The organism is Labrys sp. 22185 (genome assembly GCF_052045555.1).
Lineage (GTDB): Bacteria > Pseudomonadota > Alphaproteobacteria > Rhizobiales > Labraceae > Labrys > Labrys neptuniae.
Map to the genome: position 1 here is coordinate 540,420 of NZ_JBQEPH010000002.1, position 14,082 is coordinate 554,501.

The window sequence follows — 14,082 nt, forward strand, 5'->3', positions numbered from 1 at the left end:
CTCTTCGTCTGGGCACGGGGCCGGAAATCAGGTCTCAGATCGTCCGATTGCTAGAGTGTTTTCCAGAAAAACCGATAGACTTTTCGATCAAGAAAACGCGTCAAAACAAAGAGTTAGGGAGAAGGTGCAATTCCAAAAAATCGCACTTCTCTAGCCTGCATCGGCGGCAGGCGCCGACATTGGGGGCGTTCCGGCCGGAGCTGCCCCCGCCGGCGAGTTCCGGGGCTGGGTCTTCCAATCGCGAGCAAAGGCGCATTTGTAATACCCCGTCGCGATATTAAGGGTTCGCGGCAGCTCCACACAGATCACCGGCTTGCCCGTTCCTTGCTGGGGCAGCGGCTGTCCGGTCGCAGGATCGATCGCCGGCGCGGCGGCGGGCCGGCCGGGTGCCGGCGGGCGATCAAGCGTGGTTTTGCTCGAATCCAGCACGCTCCAGGCCACCGGAACGACGCCAGGAACACCATCCCGCCAGGCCCGGCCCGATCCGTCCGGGTCAAGCGTGACGCGATAGCCGTCGCCAATGGAGGCAATGCCGGACATGGCGATCTCGCGCGCCTGATCCATGGTCGGCTCAGGCTTGGGCGGAGCCGCAACGATGGGCTTGCCGGCTAGGCCGGGGGTATTGCAGCCCCCGAGGCCTGCCGCCAGCACCAGGATTGCGATACCTGGCGCCAAAGCCCGTCCTGCGGTCCTGCCGTTCAAACCAGCATCCCCATGGGCTTTTCGATATAGCCCTTGAAGGCCTGCATCAGTTCGGCGCCCAGTGCGCCGTCGACGGCGCGATGATCGGTGGAAAGCGTCAGCGACATGATGGTCGCCACCTTGACCTCGCCACCCTGCACCACCGGCTGCTTGATACCGGCACCGACCGCCAGGATGGTGGCGTGCGGCGGATTGACGATGGCCGCGAACGACTTCACCCCGAACATGCCGAGATTGGAGACCGAGCCGGTGCCGCCCTGATATTCCTCGGGCTTGAGCTTGCGGCTCTTGGCTCGCGCTGCAAGGTCCTTCATCTCGTTGGAGATGGCCGACAGCGTCTTGCTTTCCGCCGCGCGGATGATCGGCGTGATCAGGCCGCCCGGGATGGAGACGGCGACGCCGACATCGGCATGCTTGTGCTTGAGCATGGCGCCGTCGGTCCAGGAGACATTGGCATCCGGCACGGCCTTGAGCGCCAGCGCATAGGCCTTGATCACCATGTCGTTGACCGAGACCTTGAAGGCGGGCTTGCCTTCCTTGGTCAGCGGCGCACCGTGGTTGATCTGTTCGCGCAGGGCCAGCAGGGCATCGATCTCGACTTCCACCGTCAGGTAGAAATGCGGGATGGTCGACTTGGCCTCGGTCAGGCGGCGCGCAATGGTCTTGCGCATGCCGTCATGCGGAATTTCTTCGAAGGAACCGGGAGCGAACAGCTTCTTGGTGGTCTCGTCGGAGGTGCCGGCCGGCGCAGCCGGAGCAGGCGCGGCCTGGGGAGCCGTCGCTGCCTGGGCAGGTGCCGCAGCGGGAGCCGCCTTGGCACCGCCGCCGGCGATGGCCGCCTTCACGTCCTTCTCGACGATGCGGCCATGCGGCCCGGAGCCCTGGATGGCACCGAGGTCGAGGCCGGCCTCCTTGGCGAGGCGCTTGGCCAGAGGCGAAGCGAAGATCCGCGCACCGGCCTGAACCGGAGCCGTTACAGGCGCCGAAGCAGGAGCGGCGGCTGGCGCAGGAGCACTCGAAGCGGCGGGAACCGGAGCAGCAGGTGCCTCAGCAGCAGGAGCCTGAGCAGCCGCCTTGGGAGCCGGGGCACCGCCGGCGGCAGCAACCGCCTTGGCGTCCTCGCCCTCGCCGGCAATCACCGCGATGAGTTCGTTGACCGGTACGTCGGCGGTACCCTCCGGCACCACGATCTTGGCCAGCACGCCCTCGTCGACGGCCTCGACTTCCATCGTCGCCTTATCGGTCTCGATTTCGGCCAGCACGTCACCGGACTTGATGGTGTCGCCTTCCTTCTTCAACCATTTGGCCAGGTTGCCCTTCTCCATCGTGGGAGACAGAGCCGGCATCAATACATTCACGGGCATCGGCAACTCCTCAGCGATAGAGAACGGCTTTGGCCGCTCCGACGACTTCGGCCACGCTCGGCAGAGCCAGCTTTTCGAGGTTGGCGGCATAAGGCATCGGCACGTCCTTGCCCGAGACGCGCAGGACCGGCGCGTCGAGATAGTCGAAGGCCTGCTCGTTGACGCGAGCCGCGATCTCCGACCCCACGCCCGACTGCTGCCAGCCCTCCTCGACCACCACGCAGCGGCCTGTCTTCTGCACCGAGGCGATCACCGTGGCGGTGTCGAGCGGGCGCAGCGAGCGCATGTCGATGATCTCGGCATCGATCCCCTCGCCCGCCAGCGCCTCGGCCGCCTTCAGCACATAGGTCATGCCGATCGACCAGGCAACCAGGGTGATGTCCTTGCCCGGCTTGACCACCTTGGCCTTGCCGATCGGCAGGACGAAGTCGTCGAGCTTGGGCACGGGATGGCTGTGGCCGTAGAGGATCTCGTTCTCGAGGAAGATCACCGGATTGGGATCGCGGATGGCGGCCTTGAGCAGGCCCTTGGCATCGGCGGCCGAATAGGGCGCCACCACCTTCAGGCCCGGGACATGCGAATACCACGAACCGTAGTCCTGGCTGTGCTGGGCACCCACGCGCGCCGCGGCGCCGTTGGGGCCGCGGAACACGATCGGGCAGCCCATCTGGCCGCCGGACATATAGAGCGTCTTGGCGGCGGAATTGATGAGGTGGTCGATCGCCTGCATGGCGAAGTTGAAGGTCATGAACTCCACGATCGGCCGCAGGCCCGTCATGGCCGCGCCGACGGCAATGCCGGCGAAGCCATGTTCGGTGATCGGCGTATCGACCACGCGGCGGGCGCTGAACTCCTGCAGCAACCCTTGCGTGATCTTGTAGGCGCCCTGATATTCGGCGACTTCCTCGCCGATCACGAACACGTTCTCGTCGCGACGCATTTCCTCGGCCATCGCGTCGCGCAACGCTTCGCGCACGGTCTGGGTGACGAATTCGGTGCCGGCCGGAACCTCCCCGGAAGCGTCGTGGGCATCCACCGGTGCTGGAGCCGACTGCACCACGGTGGGTGCGGCGACGGCGGGAGCCGCCACGGGCGCGGCGGCCGGCTGGGCCGGTGCCGAGGCTGCCGGGGCGGCGGCTTCGCCTTCACCCTGGATGAAGGCGATCTTGGTGTTCACGGCGACATTGTCGGTGCCTTCGGGCACCAGGATCTGGGTGAGCACGCCCTCATCGACGGCTTCGACTTCCATCGTCGCCTTGTCCGTCTCGATCTCGGCGATCACGTCGCCGGACTTGATGGTATCGCCTTCCTTTTTGAGCCATTTGGAGAGCTTGCCCTGCTCCATGGTGGGAGAGAGGGCCGGCATCAGGATATCAGGCATGGGTGCCTCGAAGTCTGGAGAATGGGATTTACGCGAGCAGGCCGGGACGGCCGACCGTCACTTCAGGACGTCGGTCCACAGCTCCGAGGGATCGGGCTCGGGATCGTTGGTGGCGAAATCGGCGGAATCGTTGACGATGTCGCGGATCTCGGAATCGATCTTCTTCAATTCTTCCTCGCTGATGCCGTGCTCGCCGAGCAGGCGTGCGCGGCTCTGCTCGATCGGATCATGCTCGGTCCGCATCTTCTGGACTTCGTCCTTCGTGCGGTACTTCGCCGGGTCCGACATCGAGTGGCCGCGATAGCGGTAGGTCAGCATCTCCAGGATATAGGGGCCCTTGCCGGAGCGGGCATATTCGATCGCCTTCTGGCCCGCCGCATAGATGGCGCGCACATCCATGCCGTCGACCTGCTCGCCGGGGATGTTGAAGGACAGGCCGCGACGGGAGAAATCGGTCTGGGCCGAGGCGCGGTTGACCGAGGTGCCCATGGCATATTTGTTGTTCTCGATCACATAGACGACCGGCAGCTTCCACAGGGCCGCCATGTTGAAGCTCTCATAGACCTGGCCCTGATTGGCGGCGCCGTCGCCGAAATAGGTCAGGCTCACCTTGCCGTCGGAGCGATAGGCATTGGCAAAGGCCAGGCCCGTGCCAAGCGACACCTGGCCGCCGACGATGCCATGCCCGCCATAGAAGGCCTTCTCCACCGAGAACATGTGCATGGAGCCGCCCTTGCCGTGCGAATAGCCGCCCCGGCGTCCCGTCAGCTCGGCCATGACGCCGCGGGGAGCCATGCCGGCTGCGATCATGTGCCCATGGTCACGATAGCCGGTAATGACCTGGTCGCCTTCGCGCGAAGCCATCTGCAGCCCGACCACGACGGCCTCCTGCCCGATATAGAGATGGCAGAAACCACCGATCAGGCCCATGCCGTACATCTGCCCCGCCTTCTCCTCGAAGCGGCGGATCAGCAGCATCTCGCGATAAGCGTTGAGCTCCTGTTCGCGGGAGAACGACGATGCCGTCTTGGTTGCCCCCGCTGCCTTGCCCGAGCGGGCGGCAGTCTTCGAAGCCTTGCTAGCGGTAGCAGCGGCCTTTGCGGCTGTAGCGGCCATGAACCCTCCGATTATTGGTGGCTAAGCTGAGGAAGTGCTAGCGCATCCAATATCAAAAAGCGAGAGCCACACCCAAATGCTGCAGTGCAACATATTGAACATGCAACACAATTATGAATTAACTTAAATTCAGTTCATTCAATAATGAACTCAATTCCTGTTATTCTTTTACACATTTTCGTCAAACTTCGGGACGGGCAAACAGCCGCCGCGAAACAGAAATCGATTTAGCGGCGGGAGGCCGCAACAAGTGGAAAGCCGCCCCTACTTGGTCAGCAAGACTACTTCGTCATTGGGGTGAACGAGGCCCAGCACGTCACGCGCTTTCTCGTCCAGCATGTCCGGATCGATCGCCTGCGACCTGAGCAGGTTCACACGCCGATCGAGAGCAGCATGTTCCTTCTGCAACAGAACCAGTTCGTTGCCCAGATCCTGCTTCTGCTGGTCGAATTGGTGCTGTGCCTGGATGCCATGCTCGCCATTGAAGGCCTGATAGGAGAAATAAGCGATGGCTGCGGCCGCTCCCGCCAGGAGCGCGAGCTGGTTCAGGATGGCGCGGATGCGTGTGCGAATGACCATGAGGGCATGGTTAAGTCCGGATGGTTGATATTCCGTTGACGCCGCTTGCTGCAGCGCAAAATCTACGGCGTTTCGTCCCCTTCCGCATGCTGGGCCGGCAGGACCGCCATGCAAAAATGCGGCCCAAATAAAAAGCCGGGGAGCAGAAGCCCCCCCGGCTTTCGTTTTTACATCGCGTGAATCGGCCTCAGGCGAGTGCCTTCAGGGCAGCGCGGCCGCCATAGAGCGCCTGGGTGCCAAGGGCCTCTTCGATGCGCAGGAGCTGGTTGTACTTGGCCGTACGATCCGAGCGGGCCAGCGAGCCCGTCTTGATCTGCCCGCAATTGGTGGCGACGGCGAGGTCGGCGATGGTGGAATCCTCGGTCTCGCCGGAGCGGTGGGACATCACGGCGCGATAGCCGGCCTTGTGGGCCATTTCCACGGCGGCGAGCGTCTCGGTCAGGGTGCCGATCTGGTTGACCTTGACCAGGATCGCATTGCCCAGGCCCTTCTTGATGCCCATGGACAGGCGCTCGGTGTTGGTCACGAACAAGTCGTCTCCGACGAGCTGCACCTTGGAGCCGACCTTGTCGGTGAGCAACTTCCAGCCCTCGAAATCGTCCTCGGACAGCCCGTCTTCGATCGACACGATCGGATAGTCCGCCGTCAGCTGGGCGAGATAGTCCGCCTGTTCTGCGATGGAGCGCTTCACGCCCTCGCCGCTGTAATCATAGACGCCGTCCTTGAAGAACTCGGTGGCGGCGCAGTCGAGGGCGAGCATCACGTCCTCGCCCGGCTTGTAGCCGGCCTTCTCGATGGCGCTCATCACGAAATCGAGCGCAGCCTTGGCCGACGGCAGGTTGGGGGCGAAACCGCCCTCATCGCCGACATTGGTGTTGTGGCCGGCATCCTTCAGGCCCTTCTTCAGGGTGTGGAAGATCTCGGCACCCATGCGCAGGCCTTCGGCGAAGGTCGGAGCACCGACCGGCATCACCATGAATTCCTGGAAGTCGATGGGATTGTCGGCATGCACGCCGCCATTGACGATGTTCATCATCGGCACCGGCAGGACGCGCGCGGCGGGACCGCCGAGATAGCGCCACAGCGGCAGGCCAGCCGACTGGGCCGCCGCCTTGGCGACGGCGAGGGAGACGCCGAGAATGGCGTTAGCGCCGAGACGCGACTTGTTCGGCGTGCCGTCGAGATCGATCATGGCCTGGTCGATCTGGATCTGGTCTTCGGCGTCCAGACCGCCGAGCGCCTCATAGATTTCGCCATTCACGGCTTCGACCGCCTTTTCGACGCCCTTGCCGCTATAGCGCTTGCCGCCATCGCGCAACTCGACCGCCTCATGTGCACCGGTCGAGGCACCGGAAGGCACAGCCGCACGGCCCGTCGAACCGTCCTCCAGCAAGACATCGACCTCGACCGTCGGATTGCCACGGCTGTCCAGAATTTCGCGGGCGATGATGTCGCTGATGGCGGTCATGGGGCTGCTCCTGTTTGCGATGACGGATTGTTCGTCGCGCTCATAGCGGATGAACGGCCATGGCGAAAGAGCAAAACAACGTCACCAAACTGCCATCTCAGACACGTGCAGCCTTGGACGGCAATAGACGGGCCTGTACTTCGTCGAGCATTTCCTGCCGCGTCGGTGTCATACCGCCTGCAGCTTCGGCTACCTTATGCATGAGATCGATCAGATCCTTGCGCTCGTCTGCCGCAAGCTGTTTGTCGAAGAGCGGTGCCAATTCTCGGAACAGCACCGAGAAGCTCGGGGTGTTGCGGGCGACATATTCCGCAAAGGTGCGATGTTCGACCAGCTTATCGCCATAGCCGAACACATTGCGAGCGGCTTCGTCGATCAGCTTTTCCGCAGCTGGCAGCACAGCGTGATCGACGCTGCCCAGCTTGATCAGCAGGGCGAGAGCGCCATCGCGCGCTTCCGTTACGGAGCGCACCGCCGCCTTTGCTTCCGCATCCCGAGCCCGCTGCATGCGTCGCTGGCGCGCCGCCGCGCTGAAATAGGAGGCGATGACTTCATGCCCGTCAAAGCGGATCAGCCAAAAGACGAACCAGCCCATAAAGGCACTCAGGATCAAAGCAATGACCGGCATAGTATTCCCCAGCGTTAGTATGGAGGTCTTGCCACGAAATAGTCACATTGTCACGACAGCCGACATTGAGCCGCGCAAAGCATGTTCGCGCAGGAACACCTGTTTGCGCTCACAGCCTGTTTCGGCCTGCCTTCATGATCCTTGTCGATGACGGCAAATCGCAAAATGCCCTGGGAAACAGCTTGCATGGCTGTTGAAAATCGCCGATTGGCGAGCCGATTATCCGTGCATGGGAGACAGACATGCCCAGTTTCGACCCTTCCACGCTGCAGCTTGGCAGCGAAAGCAAGATCCCCGCCTCGCCCGAGGAAGCCCGGCTCGACCGAGTTCCCAATCCGCAGGCCGACACGCTCTATCTCGCCCGCTTCACTTGTCCTGAATTCACCTCGTTGTGCCCGGTGACGGGGCAGCCCGATTTCGCCCATCTCGTCATCGACTATGCGCCGAAGGACTGGCTGGTCGAGTCCAAGTCGCTCAAGCTCTATCTAACCAGCTTCCGCAATCACGGAGCCTTCCACGAGGATTGCACCGTGGCCGTCGGCCGCCGCCTCGTCGAACTGTTGGAGCCGCGCTGGCTGCGCATAGGCGGTTATTGGTATCCGCGTGGCGGCATTCCCATCGACGTGTTCTGGCAGACCGGCAAGCCGCCCGAAGAACTCTGGCTGCCCGACCAGGGCGTACCGACCTATCGCGGCCGGGGCTGAATCCGGGGCCGCCGGCCCGTCGGCCGGCTCTTCCTCACAGGCAAGCACCGCGTTTCCAAGAGCCGACCGGGAGGCCGGAGGCCCGGCCCCTCAGCCCTTGGCGATCGCGTCGAACTGCTTCAGGCGTGCCAGCAGCGCCTCGAGCTGGTCGAGCGGCACCATGTTGGGACCGTCGGACGGCGCGTGATCGGGATCCTGGTGGGTCTCGATGAAGACAGCGGCCACACCGACAGCCACGGCGGCGCGGGCGAGCACCGGCACGAATTCGCGCTGGCCACCGGTCGAGGTCCCCTGCCCGCCCGGCTGCTGGACCGAATGGGTGGCATCAAACACCACCGGCGCACCGATCTGCTCGGCCATGATCGGCAGCGCGCGCATGTCGGTCACCAGCGTATTGTAGCCAAAGGAGGCGCCGCGCTCGGTCACCAGCACGTTGGGATTGCCGGCCTCGGTGATCTTGGCGACGACGTTCTTCATGTCCCACGGCGCCAGGAACTGCCCCTTCTTGACGTTGACGACCCGGCCGGTACGGGCGGCCGCCATCAGGAGATCGGTCTGGCGCGAGAGGAAGGCTGGAATCTGCAGCACGTCGACGACCTCGGCGACCTTGGCGCATTGGTCGTTCTCATGGACGTCGGTAATGACGGGCACGCCGAACTTCTCGCGGATCTCAGCAAAGATCGGCAACGCCTTGTCCAGGCCGACGCCGCGAGCCCCCTTGGCCGAGGTGCGGTTGGCCTTGTCGAAAGAGCTCTTGTAGATCAGGCCCATGCCGAGCCTGTCGGTGATCGCCTTGATGCCAGTCGCCATTTCCATCGCGTGGTCGCGGCTCTCCATCTGGCAGGGGCCTGCGATCACGGTGAGCGGCAGCGCGTTACCGATGCGGAGCTTGCCAAGGGAAACGACGGAGTGGGCGACGGTCATGGGCGATCCTGGAACTGAGAGGTCATGCCGGAGATAAGGCTGCAGGCGCGCGAAGGCAAGTTCGACTCCCCTCGTGGAGCGGTTCTCTCTCCGCTCAGGCCCTGGGCTCTTCGAAAATCAGGGCTGTGCCGAAATTGTCGGCGGCCGCTACTGCCAGGTGCTTGCGATGGCGGACGAAGGGGATGCCTGCCTGATCGAGGCGGGCAGCCATGCCATCGAGGGGCGCCGTCACCTTGAAAGCGGCAAGGCGCGGACCATCGGCCAGCGATAGCGTCGGCTCGAGGCCGAGCACGTCACGGTAGCAGTCGGGCGACATTGCCTCCACCGTCCCGCGGGGCGTGACGATCGCCATGTTCCGGGCGCTGGCGCAGACCGCCCTCGATCCGGTGAAGGCTTCGAAGAAGGGCACGGTTGCCGCCGGCTCGGCGGCCAGCATGACGATACCGCCAAGCTTGACGGCCCCGTTTGCATGGCGCTGGAAGTCGGGATTCCAGAAATTCTGCGGCTCGTGCTGCTGCGTGGCAAAAAAGCCTGACGCCGGCATGGCTGCGTCGGCGGCGAAGGCGAGCGTGAAGGCGACGCGGACCTCCGAACCATCGGGCCGCCTCGCCTGGCGTTCGAAAAAGAACGGCTCGAAACCACCGATACCGGCCTCGTCGAAGGCCAGCCTGTCGGCAGCGGCATCCTGCGCCTCGACCACCAGCATGGCGAAGCCGTCGCCATAGCGATCAAGATAATCTCGGGAGAAGGTGGCAAAACGCGAGCGATCGGCCCAGACAGCATCGGTGATGCCTTCGCTACCAACCGTGATCAGCTCCAGGAAAGTGCCCGGGAACTGCACCACATGGTTCTCGGTGCCCCAGGGGTGGCGGTTGCGGGCGCCGACCGTGAAGCCAAGCGCCCGGTAATGCGAGGCAGCGGCCTCGAGGTCGCGAACGGCAAGAACGAGATGGTCGAGACCGCGTGACATGACGCAACTCCGGATGGGGGGGCGGGTCTTCAGACCCGCTTGGAAACGAACCGGCCCATCAGGCGGGTCTGAAGACCCGCCCCCCCGATCACACCAGGCGGCTCTGTTCGACGGCAGCCGCGATGAAGCTCGAGAACAAGGGATGCGGCTCGAAGGGACGCGACTTCAGTTCGGGATGGTACTGCACGCCGATGAACCAGGGGTGGTCGGCATATTCGATCGTCTCCGGCAGCAGGCCGTCCGGCGAGGTGCCGCAGAACACCATGCCCTTGTCTTCCAGGCGCTCGCGATAGCTCATATTCACTTCGTAGCGATGGCGATGGCGCTCGGAGATCGAGACATTGTCATAGATACCGGCGATCTTGGAACCCGGCTTCAGCGTCGCCTGATAGGCGCCGAGCCGCATGGTGCCGCCGAGATCGCCGCCCTGGGCGCGCTGCTCGAGCTCGTTGCCCTTCATCCACTCGGTCATCAGGCCGACGACCGGCTCCTTCGTTGCGCCGAACTCGGTCGAATTGGCATTCTTGATGCCGGCGAGCGAACGGGCGCCCTCGATCACCGCCATCTGCATGCCGAAGCAGATGCCGAAATAAGGCACCTTGCGCTCGCGGGCGAAGGTCACCGCCTTGATCTTGCCCTCGGCGCCGCGCTGGCCGAAGCCACCGGGCACCAGGATGCCATGGACGTGCTCCAGATGCGGAGCCGGATCATCCTGCTCGAAGATCTCGCTCTCGATCCAGTCCAGCTTGACCTTGACGCCATTGGCGATGCCGCCATGGGTCAGCGCCTCGGTAAGCGACTTATAGGCATCCTTCAGGCCGGTATATTTACCGACGATGGCGATGGTAACCTCGCCCTCGGGATTGTGGATGGTCTGGGAGATCTTGCGCCAGCGCGACAGGTCCGGCTTGGGCGCATCCTCGATGCCAAAGGCGGCCAGCACCTCGGTGTCCAGCCCCTGCTCGTGATAGGCGATCGGCACGTCATAGATCGACGCGACGTCGCGCGCCTCGATCACCGCGGTCTCGCGCACATTGCAGAACAGAGCAAGCTTGCGGCGCTCCTCCTTGGGGATCTCCCGGTCGGAACGGCAGAGCAGGATATCGGGCTGGATGCCGATCGAGCGCAGTTCGGCCACCGAATGCTGCGTCGGCTTGGTCTTGAGCTCGCCGGCCGAGGGAATGAAGGGCAGCAGCGTCAGATGGGTGTAGATACAGGCGCCGCGCGGCAAATCGGACTTGATCTGACGGATCGCCTCGAAGAAGGGCAGCCCCTCGATGTCGCCGACGGTGCCGCCGATCTCGACCAGCACGAAATCCACGCCGTCATTGCCCTTGAGGACGAAGTCCTTGATGGCATTGGTGACATGCGGGATGACCTGGATGGTGGCGCCGAGATAGTCGCCGCGCCGTTCCTTGGTGATGATGTCGAGATAGATCCGGCCCGTGGTGATGTTGTCGTCCTTGGAGGCCGGACGCCCGGTGAAGCGCTCGTAATGGCCGAGGTCGAGGTCGGTTTCGGCCCCGTCGTCGGTGACGAAGACCTCGCCATGCTCATACGGGCTCATCGTGCCCGGATCGACATTGAGATAGGGATCGAGTTTGCGAAGGCGGACTTTGTAGCCGCGCGCCTGCAAAAGGGCGCCGAGGGCGGCTGATGCCAACCCTTTTCCAAGCGAGGAGACCACGCCGCCGGTGATGAAAATGTACCGCGTCATGGACCCCCACTTAGACAAAAACACAATGATTCGACGAGCGGGCAATCGCTGCCCGCAGGATTATTTTCAAGTGACGCAAAGCGTTTTGCGATTTGGTGGAATCACCAAGAATCGCAAAGACGCGTCGGAACAATGAGTTAGAGCAAATAAGCGTTCGAGCTTGAACGCGCTTTGCTCTAGGACGCTACAGTCCCGAGCCCGACAATCACGCTGCCGGGCTGTTCATTACGGCTTGGCCGGTGCAGCCGGTTCGCCACCGCCCTGCAGCTGGTCGAACACCGATCCGCCATTGGACGGGGCCGGAGCCGGAGCCGCCGGTGCGGGCTGGGCAGGCGTGGCCGGCTGGCTGGTCGGCGCGGCCGGACGATATTGATCGAGCAGCGAACCACCCGGATGGCTCTGCTGATTGGCAAGAATCGTCAAGAGCAGGCTGGTGATGAAGAAGGCAGCCGCGAGGCCCGCCGTCGTCCGCGTCAGCAGATTCGCCTGGCCGCGTCCGGTCATGAAACCGCCCGAGCCGCCGCCGATGCCGAGCCCCCCGCCTTCGGAGCGCTGCAACAGCACCACAACAACAAGGGCCAGGACCACCATCAGGTGGATCGAGATGAGAACGGTTTGCATGGACTGATCCGGAAAGAATTCGGGCGCGTTCCTACACGAAGCGAGGGCCGCTGACTACCCCTGTCATATGGGAAGCTGGCATGAGTTGCGCCAGCCCCCCCCGTTCTTGAAGCTCAGGCGGGCTACCTGGCGGCGACAAACGCCTCGTGCTCGCGCACGAGTTCGCCCGACAGCGCCTTGGCAATCAGGGTCCGTGTCTCCGGGATACCGTAGATCGCCGCAAAGGAGCCGAAGCGCGGGCCGCGCTGCTCGCCCAGGAGAATGCGATAGAGCGTGTTGAACCACTCCAGCGAGACGCCGGGGCGCTCGGGCGTGGCGCCCTTGGCCTTGAAGTCCTGATAGGGCGGCAAGCTGCGGCCGACATCATAGACCTTGTCCTGTATCATCGCCGCATCGGCATCGGCCGGCAGCTCGCCGAGGGCGTCGGACAGCGCCACGAGGGCGGCGCGCTCGGCGTCATCAGGCACCGAATACTGCTTGGCCGGCTTCACGAAGTCCCGGAAATAGCGGATCGCGTACTCGACCAGCCTGTCGAGCTGCGGATGGGTCTGCGGCGATGCATCCGGCGCATGGCGGCGCAGGAAGCCCCACAGCACATCCTTGTTCTCCGCATTGGCGACGGCAACCAGATTGAGCAGCAGCGCGAAATTGATCGTAGTCCGCGCGCCTTCCTGGCCGATCGTCTCTGGGGCCGGTGGATTTCCGCCGTGAATATGCCAAACCGGGTTGCCGAGCTGGTTCTTGGCATCCTGTCGCCCGAATCCGCCCAGAAACTGCAGATACTCGTCGACGGCTCGCGGAATGACGTCGAAATGCAGCTTCTTGGCCGAGCGTGGCGACTGGTACATGTACAATGCCAGGCTCTCCGGCGTGGCATAGGTCAGCCATTCGTCGATGGTCAGGCCGTTGCCCTTCGACTTCGAGATCTTCTGGCCGTGCTGGTCGAGGAAGAGCTCGTAGACATAGTGCTCCGGGGCGGTACCGCCGAGGATCTCGCAAATGGCGTCATAGACCGGCGCGTTGGTCTGGTGGTCCTTGCCGAACATCTCGAAGTCGACATCGAGCGCCGCCCAGCGCGCGCCGAAATCGGGCTTCCATTGCAGCTTCACCTTGCCGCCGGTGACCGGCAGCGTCTTGTCAACACCGTCCTCGTCGGTGAAGGTAATGGTACCCGCCTTGGCATTCACATCCTTGAGCGGCACATAGAGCACCCGTCCACTGCTCGGAGAGATCGGCAGGAACGGCGAATAGGTCGCCTGCCGCTCCTCGCCGAGGGTCGGCAGCATGACGGCCATGATCTCGTCGTACTTTTCGGCAGCCTTCAGCAGCACGGCATCGAGCTTGCCGGATGCGTAGTATTCCGTCGCGCTGGCGAATTCGTAGTCGAACCCGAACGTATCGAGGAAGCGGCGGAGCATGGCGTTGTTGTGATCGCCGAAGCTCTTGTAGTCGCCGCCAAACGGGTTGGGAACACGGGTCAGCGGCATCTGCAAATAGGGCTTGAGCGCTTCGGGATCCGGCACATTGTCCGGGATCTTGCGCATGCCGTCCATATCGTCGGAGAAGCAGAGCAGCCGGGTCGGGACGCGATCTTCCGTCAACAGGCGAAAGGCATTGCGCACCATGGTGGTCCGCGCGACCTCGCCGAAGGTACCGATATGCGGCAGGCCCGAGGGACCATAGCCGGTCTCGAACAGGACCTCTTTCTTGTCGCCGGACCGCTTCTGCAGACGGGCGACGAGCTTCCTCGCCTCCTCGAATGGCCAGGCGGCGGAGACATTGGCGGCCGCGACGAGCTCGGCCGGATAGAGATTTGACATGTTCGATCCGATTTTTTCTGCTGCTTGTGGAGGGGAAGCCAGGCGGCGTGCGAGACGGCTTGATTTCCCTCGACCTCAAGCGGAAGGC

Annotated in this window: 13 protein-coding genes; 1 reads left to right on the forward strand and 12 read right to left on the reverse strand. The window is 63.5% G+C overall.

Annotated elements, in window-relative coordinates:
* Positions 1 to 150 precede the first annotated feature (150 nt).
* The 7 genes from ACTJKX_RS07135 to ACTJKX_RS07165 all read right to left on the reverse strand — a co-directional run bounded on the left by ACTJKX_RS07135 (position 151) and on the right by ACTJKX_RS07165 (position 7,238).
* Positions 151 to 702, reverse strand: a complete 552-nt coding sequence (locus ACTJKX_RS07135; protein WP_440724831.1) for a hypothetical protein — start codon at positions 700 to 702, stop codon at positions 151 to 153.
* Positions 699 to 2,066, reverse strand: coding sequence for a pyruvate dehydrogenase complex dihydrolipoamide acetyltransferase (locus tag ACTJKX_RS07140; protein ID WP_440724832.1), 1,368 nt, complete (start codon positions 2,064 to 2,066; stop codon positions 699 to 701). Before ACTJKX_RS07140 ends, ACTJKX_RS07135 begins: the two co-directional genes overlap by 4 nt.
* Before the next feature lie 10 nt (positions 2,067 to 2,076).
* Entirely contained in the window at positions 2,077 to 3,447 is a 1,371-nt protein-coding gene (locus ACTJKX_RS07145) for a pyruvate dehydrogenase complex E1 component subunit beta (RefSeq protein WP_440724833.1), read from the reverse strand.
* A gap of 57 nt (positions 3,448 to 3,504) precedes the next feature.
* A complete protein-coding gene (gene pdhA, locus ACTJKX_RS07150) occupies positions 3,505 to 4,563 on the reverse strand; it encodes a pyruvate dehydrogenase (acetyl-transferring) E1 component subunit alpha (protein ID WP_311938146.1) in 1,059 nt (352 codons plus the stop codon).
* A 264-nt stretch (positions 4,564 to 4,827) separates the two neighbouring features.
* Positions 4,828 to 5,142, reverse strand: coding sequence for an FtsB family cell division protein (locus ACTJKX_RS07155; protein WP_068290812.1), 315 nt, complete (start codon positions 5,140 to 5,142; stop codon positions 4,828 to 4,830).
* A gap of 187 nt (positions 5,143 to 5,329) precedes the next feature.
* Positions 5,330 to 6,610: a phosphopyruvate hydratase gene (eno, locus tag ACTJKX_RS07160; RefSeq protein ID WP_440724834.1), complete on the reverse strand. Its 1,281-nt coding sequence runs from the start codon at positions 6,608 to 6,610 to the stop codon at positions 5,330 to 5,332.
* Between the two features lie 97 nt (positions 6,611 to 6,707).
* Complete coding sequence (locus tag ACTJKX_RS07165) at positions 6,708 to 7,238, reverse strand: hypothetical protein (RefSeq protein WP_440724835.1); 531 nt, start codon at positions 7,236 to 7,238, stop codon at positions 6,708 to 6,710.
* A 242-nt stretch (positions 7,239 to 7,480) separates the two neighbouring features.
* On the opposite strand from ACTJKX_RS07165, the gene queF reads away from it, so the two are divergent.
* Entirely contained in the window at positions 7,481 to 7,942 is a 462-nt protein-coding gene (gene queF, locus ACTJKX_RS07170; protein ID WP_068290819.1) for a preQ(1) synthase, read from the forward strand.
* A 90-nt stretch (positions 7,943 to 8,032) separates the two neighbouring features.
* On the opposite strand, the gene kdsA is transcribed toward queF, so the two are convergent.
* The 5 genes from kdsA to ACTJKX_RS07195 all read right to left on the reverse strand — a co-directional run bounded on the left by kdsA (position 8,033) and on the right by ACTJKX_RS07195 (position 13,994).
* On the reverse strand, positions 8,033 to 8,866 hold the full coding sequence (gene kdsA, locus ACTJKX_RS07175; RefSeq protein ID WP_440724836.1) for a 3-deoxy-8-phosphooctulonate synthase: 834 nt from the start codon (positions 8,864 to 8,866) through the stop codon (positions 8,033 to 8,035).
* 94 nt (positions 8,867 to 8,960) lie between these two features.
* The gene (locus ACTJKX_RS07180; RefSeq protein ID WP_440724837.1) at positions 8,961 to 9,836 is read right to left on the reverse strand and encodes a VOC family protein; all 876 of its coding nucleotides are present in this window, start codon (positions 9,834 to 9,836) and stop codon (positions 8,961 to 8,963) included.
* Between the two features lie 88 nt (positions 9,837 to 9,924).
* The gene (locus ACTJKX_RS07185; RefSeq protein WP_311938135.1) at positions 9,925 to 11,553 is read right to left on the reverse strand and encodes a CTP synthase; all 1,629 of its coding nucleotides are present in this window, start codon (positions 11,551 to 11,553) and stop codon (positions 9,925 to 9,927) included.
* A gap of 225 nt (positions 11,554 to 11,778) precedes the next feature.
* On the reverse strand, positions 11,779 to 12,174 hold the full coding sequence (secG, locus tag ACTJKX_RS07190; protein WP_440724838.1) for a preprotein translocase subunit SecG: 396 nt from the start codon (positions 12,172 to 12,174) through the stop codon (positions 11,779 to 11,781).
* Between the two features lie 122 nt (positions 12,175 to 12,296).
* Positions 12,297 to 13,994 carry a lysine--tRNA ligase gene (locus ACTJKX_RS07195; protein WP_311938131.1) on the reverse strand — a complete coding sequence of 566 codons (1,698 nt, stop codon included), beginning with the start codon at positions 13,992 to 13,994 and terminating at the stop codon, positions 12,297 to 12,299.
* Between the last annotated feature and the right edge of the window lie 88 nt (positions 13,995 to 14,082).

What these genes read in the sequence shown, in the direction of transcription:
- ACTJKX_RS07140 (WP_440724832.1), bottom strand. Translation starts at nt 2,066, where the DNA reads ATGCCCGTGAATGTATTGATGCCGGCTCTGTCTCCCACGATGGAGAAG.
- ACTJKX_RS07145 (WP_440724833.1), bottom strand. Translation starts at nt 3,447, where the DNA reads ATGCCTGATATCCTGATGCCGGCCCTCTCTCCCACCATGGAGCAGGGC.
- pdhA (WP_311938146.1), bottom strand. Translation starts at nt 4,563, where the DNA reads ATGGCCGCTACAGCCGCAAAGGCCGCTGCTACCGCTAGCAAGGCTTCG.
- ACTJKX_RS07155 (WP_068290812.1), bottom strand. Translation starts at nt 5,142, where the DNA reads ATGGTCATTCGCACACGCATCCGCGCCATCCTGAACCAGCTCGCGCTC.
- eno (WP_440724834.1), bottom strand. Translation starts at nt 6,610, where the DNA reads ATGACCGCCATCAGCGACATCATCGCCCGCGAAATTCTGGACAGCCGT.
- ACTJKX_RS07165 (WP_440724835.1), bottom strand. Translation starts at nt 7,238, where the DNA reads ATGCCGGTCATTGCTTTGATCCTGAGTGCCTTTATGGGCTGGTTCGTC.
- queF (WP_068290819.1), top strand. Translation starts at nt 7,481, where the DNA reads ATGCCCAGTTTCGACCCTTCCACGCTGCAGCTTGGCAGCGAAAGCAAG.
- kdsA (WP_440724836.1), bottom strand. Translation starts at nt 8,866, where the DNA reads ATGACCGTCGCCCACTCCGTCGTTTCCCTTGGCAAGCTCCGCATCGGT.
- ACTJKX_RS07180 (WP_440724837.1), bottom strand. Translation starts at nt 9,836, where the DNA reads ATGTCACGCGGTCTCGACCATCTCGTTCTTGCCGTTCGCGACCTCGAG.
- ACTJKX_RS07185 (WP_311938135.1), bottom strand. Translation starts at nt 11,553, where the DNA reads ATGACGCGGTACATTTTCATCACCGGCGGCGTGGTCTCCTCGCTTGGA.
- secG (WP_440724838.1), bottom strand. Translation starts at nt 12,174, where the DNA reads ATGCAAACCGTTCTCATCTCGATCCACCTGATGGTGGTCCTGGCCCTT.
- ACTJKX_RS07195 (WP_311938131.1), bottom strand. Translation starts at nt 13,994, where the DNA reads ATGTCAAATCTCTATCCGGCCGAGCTCGTCGCGGCCGCCAATGTCTCC.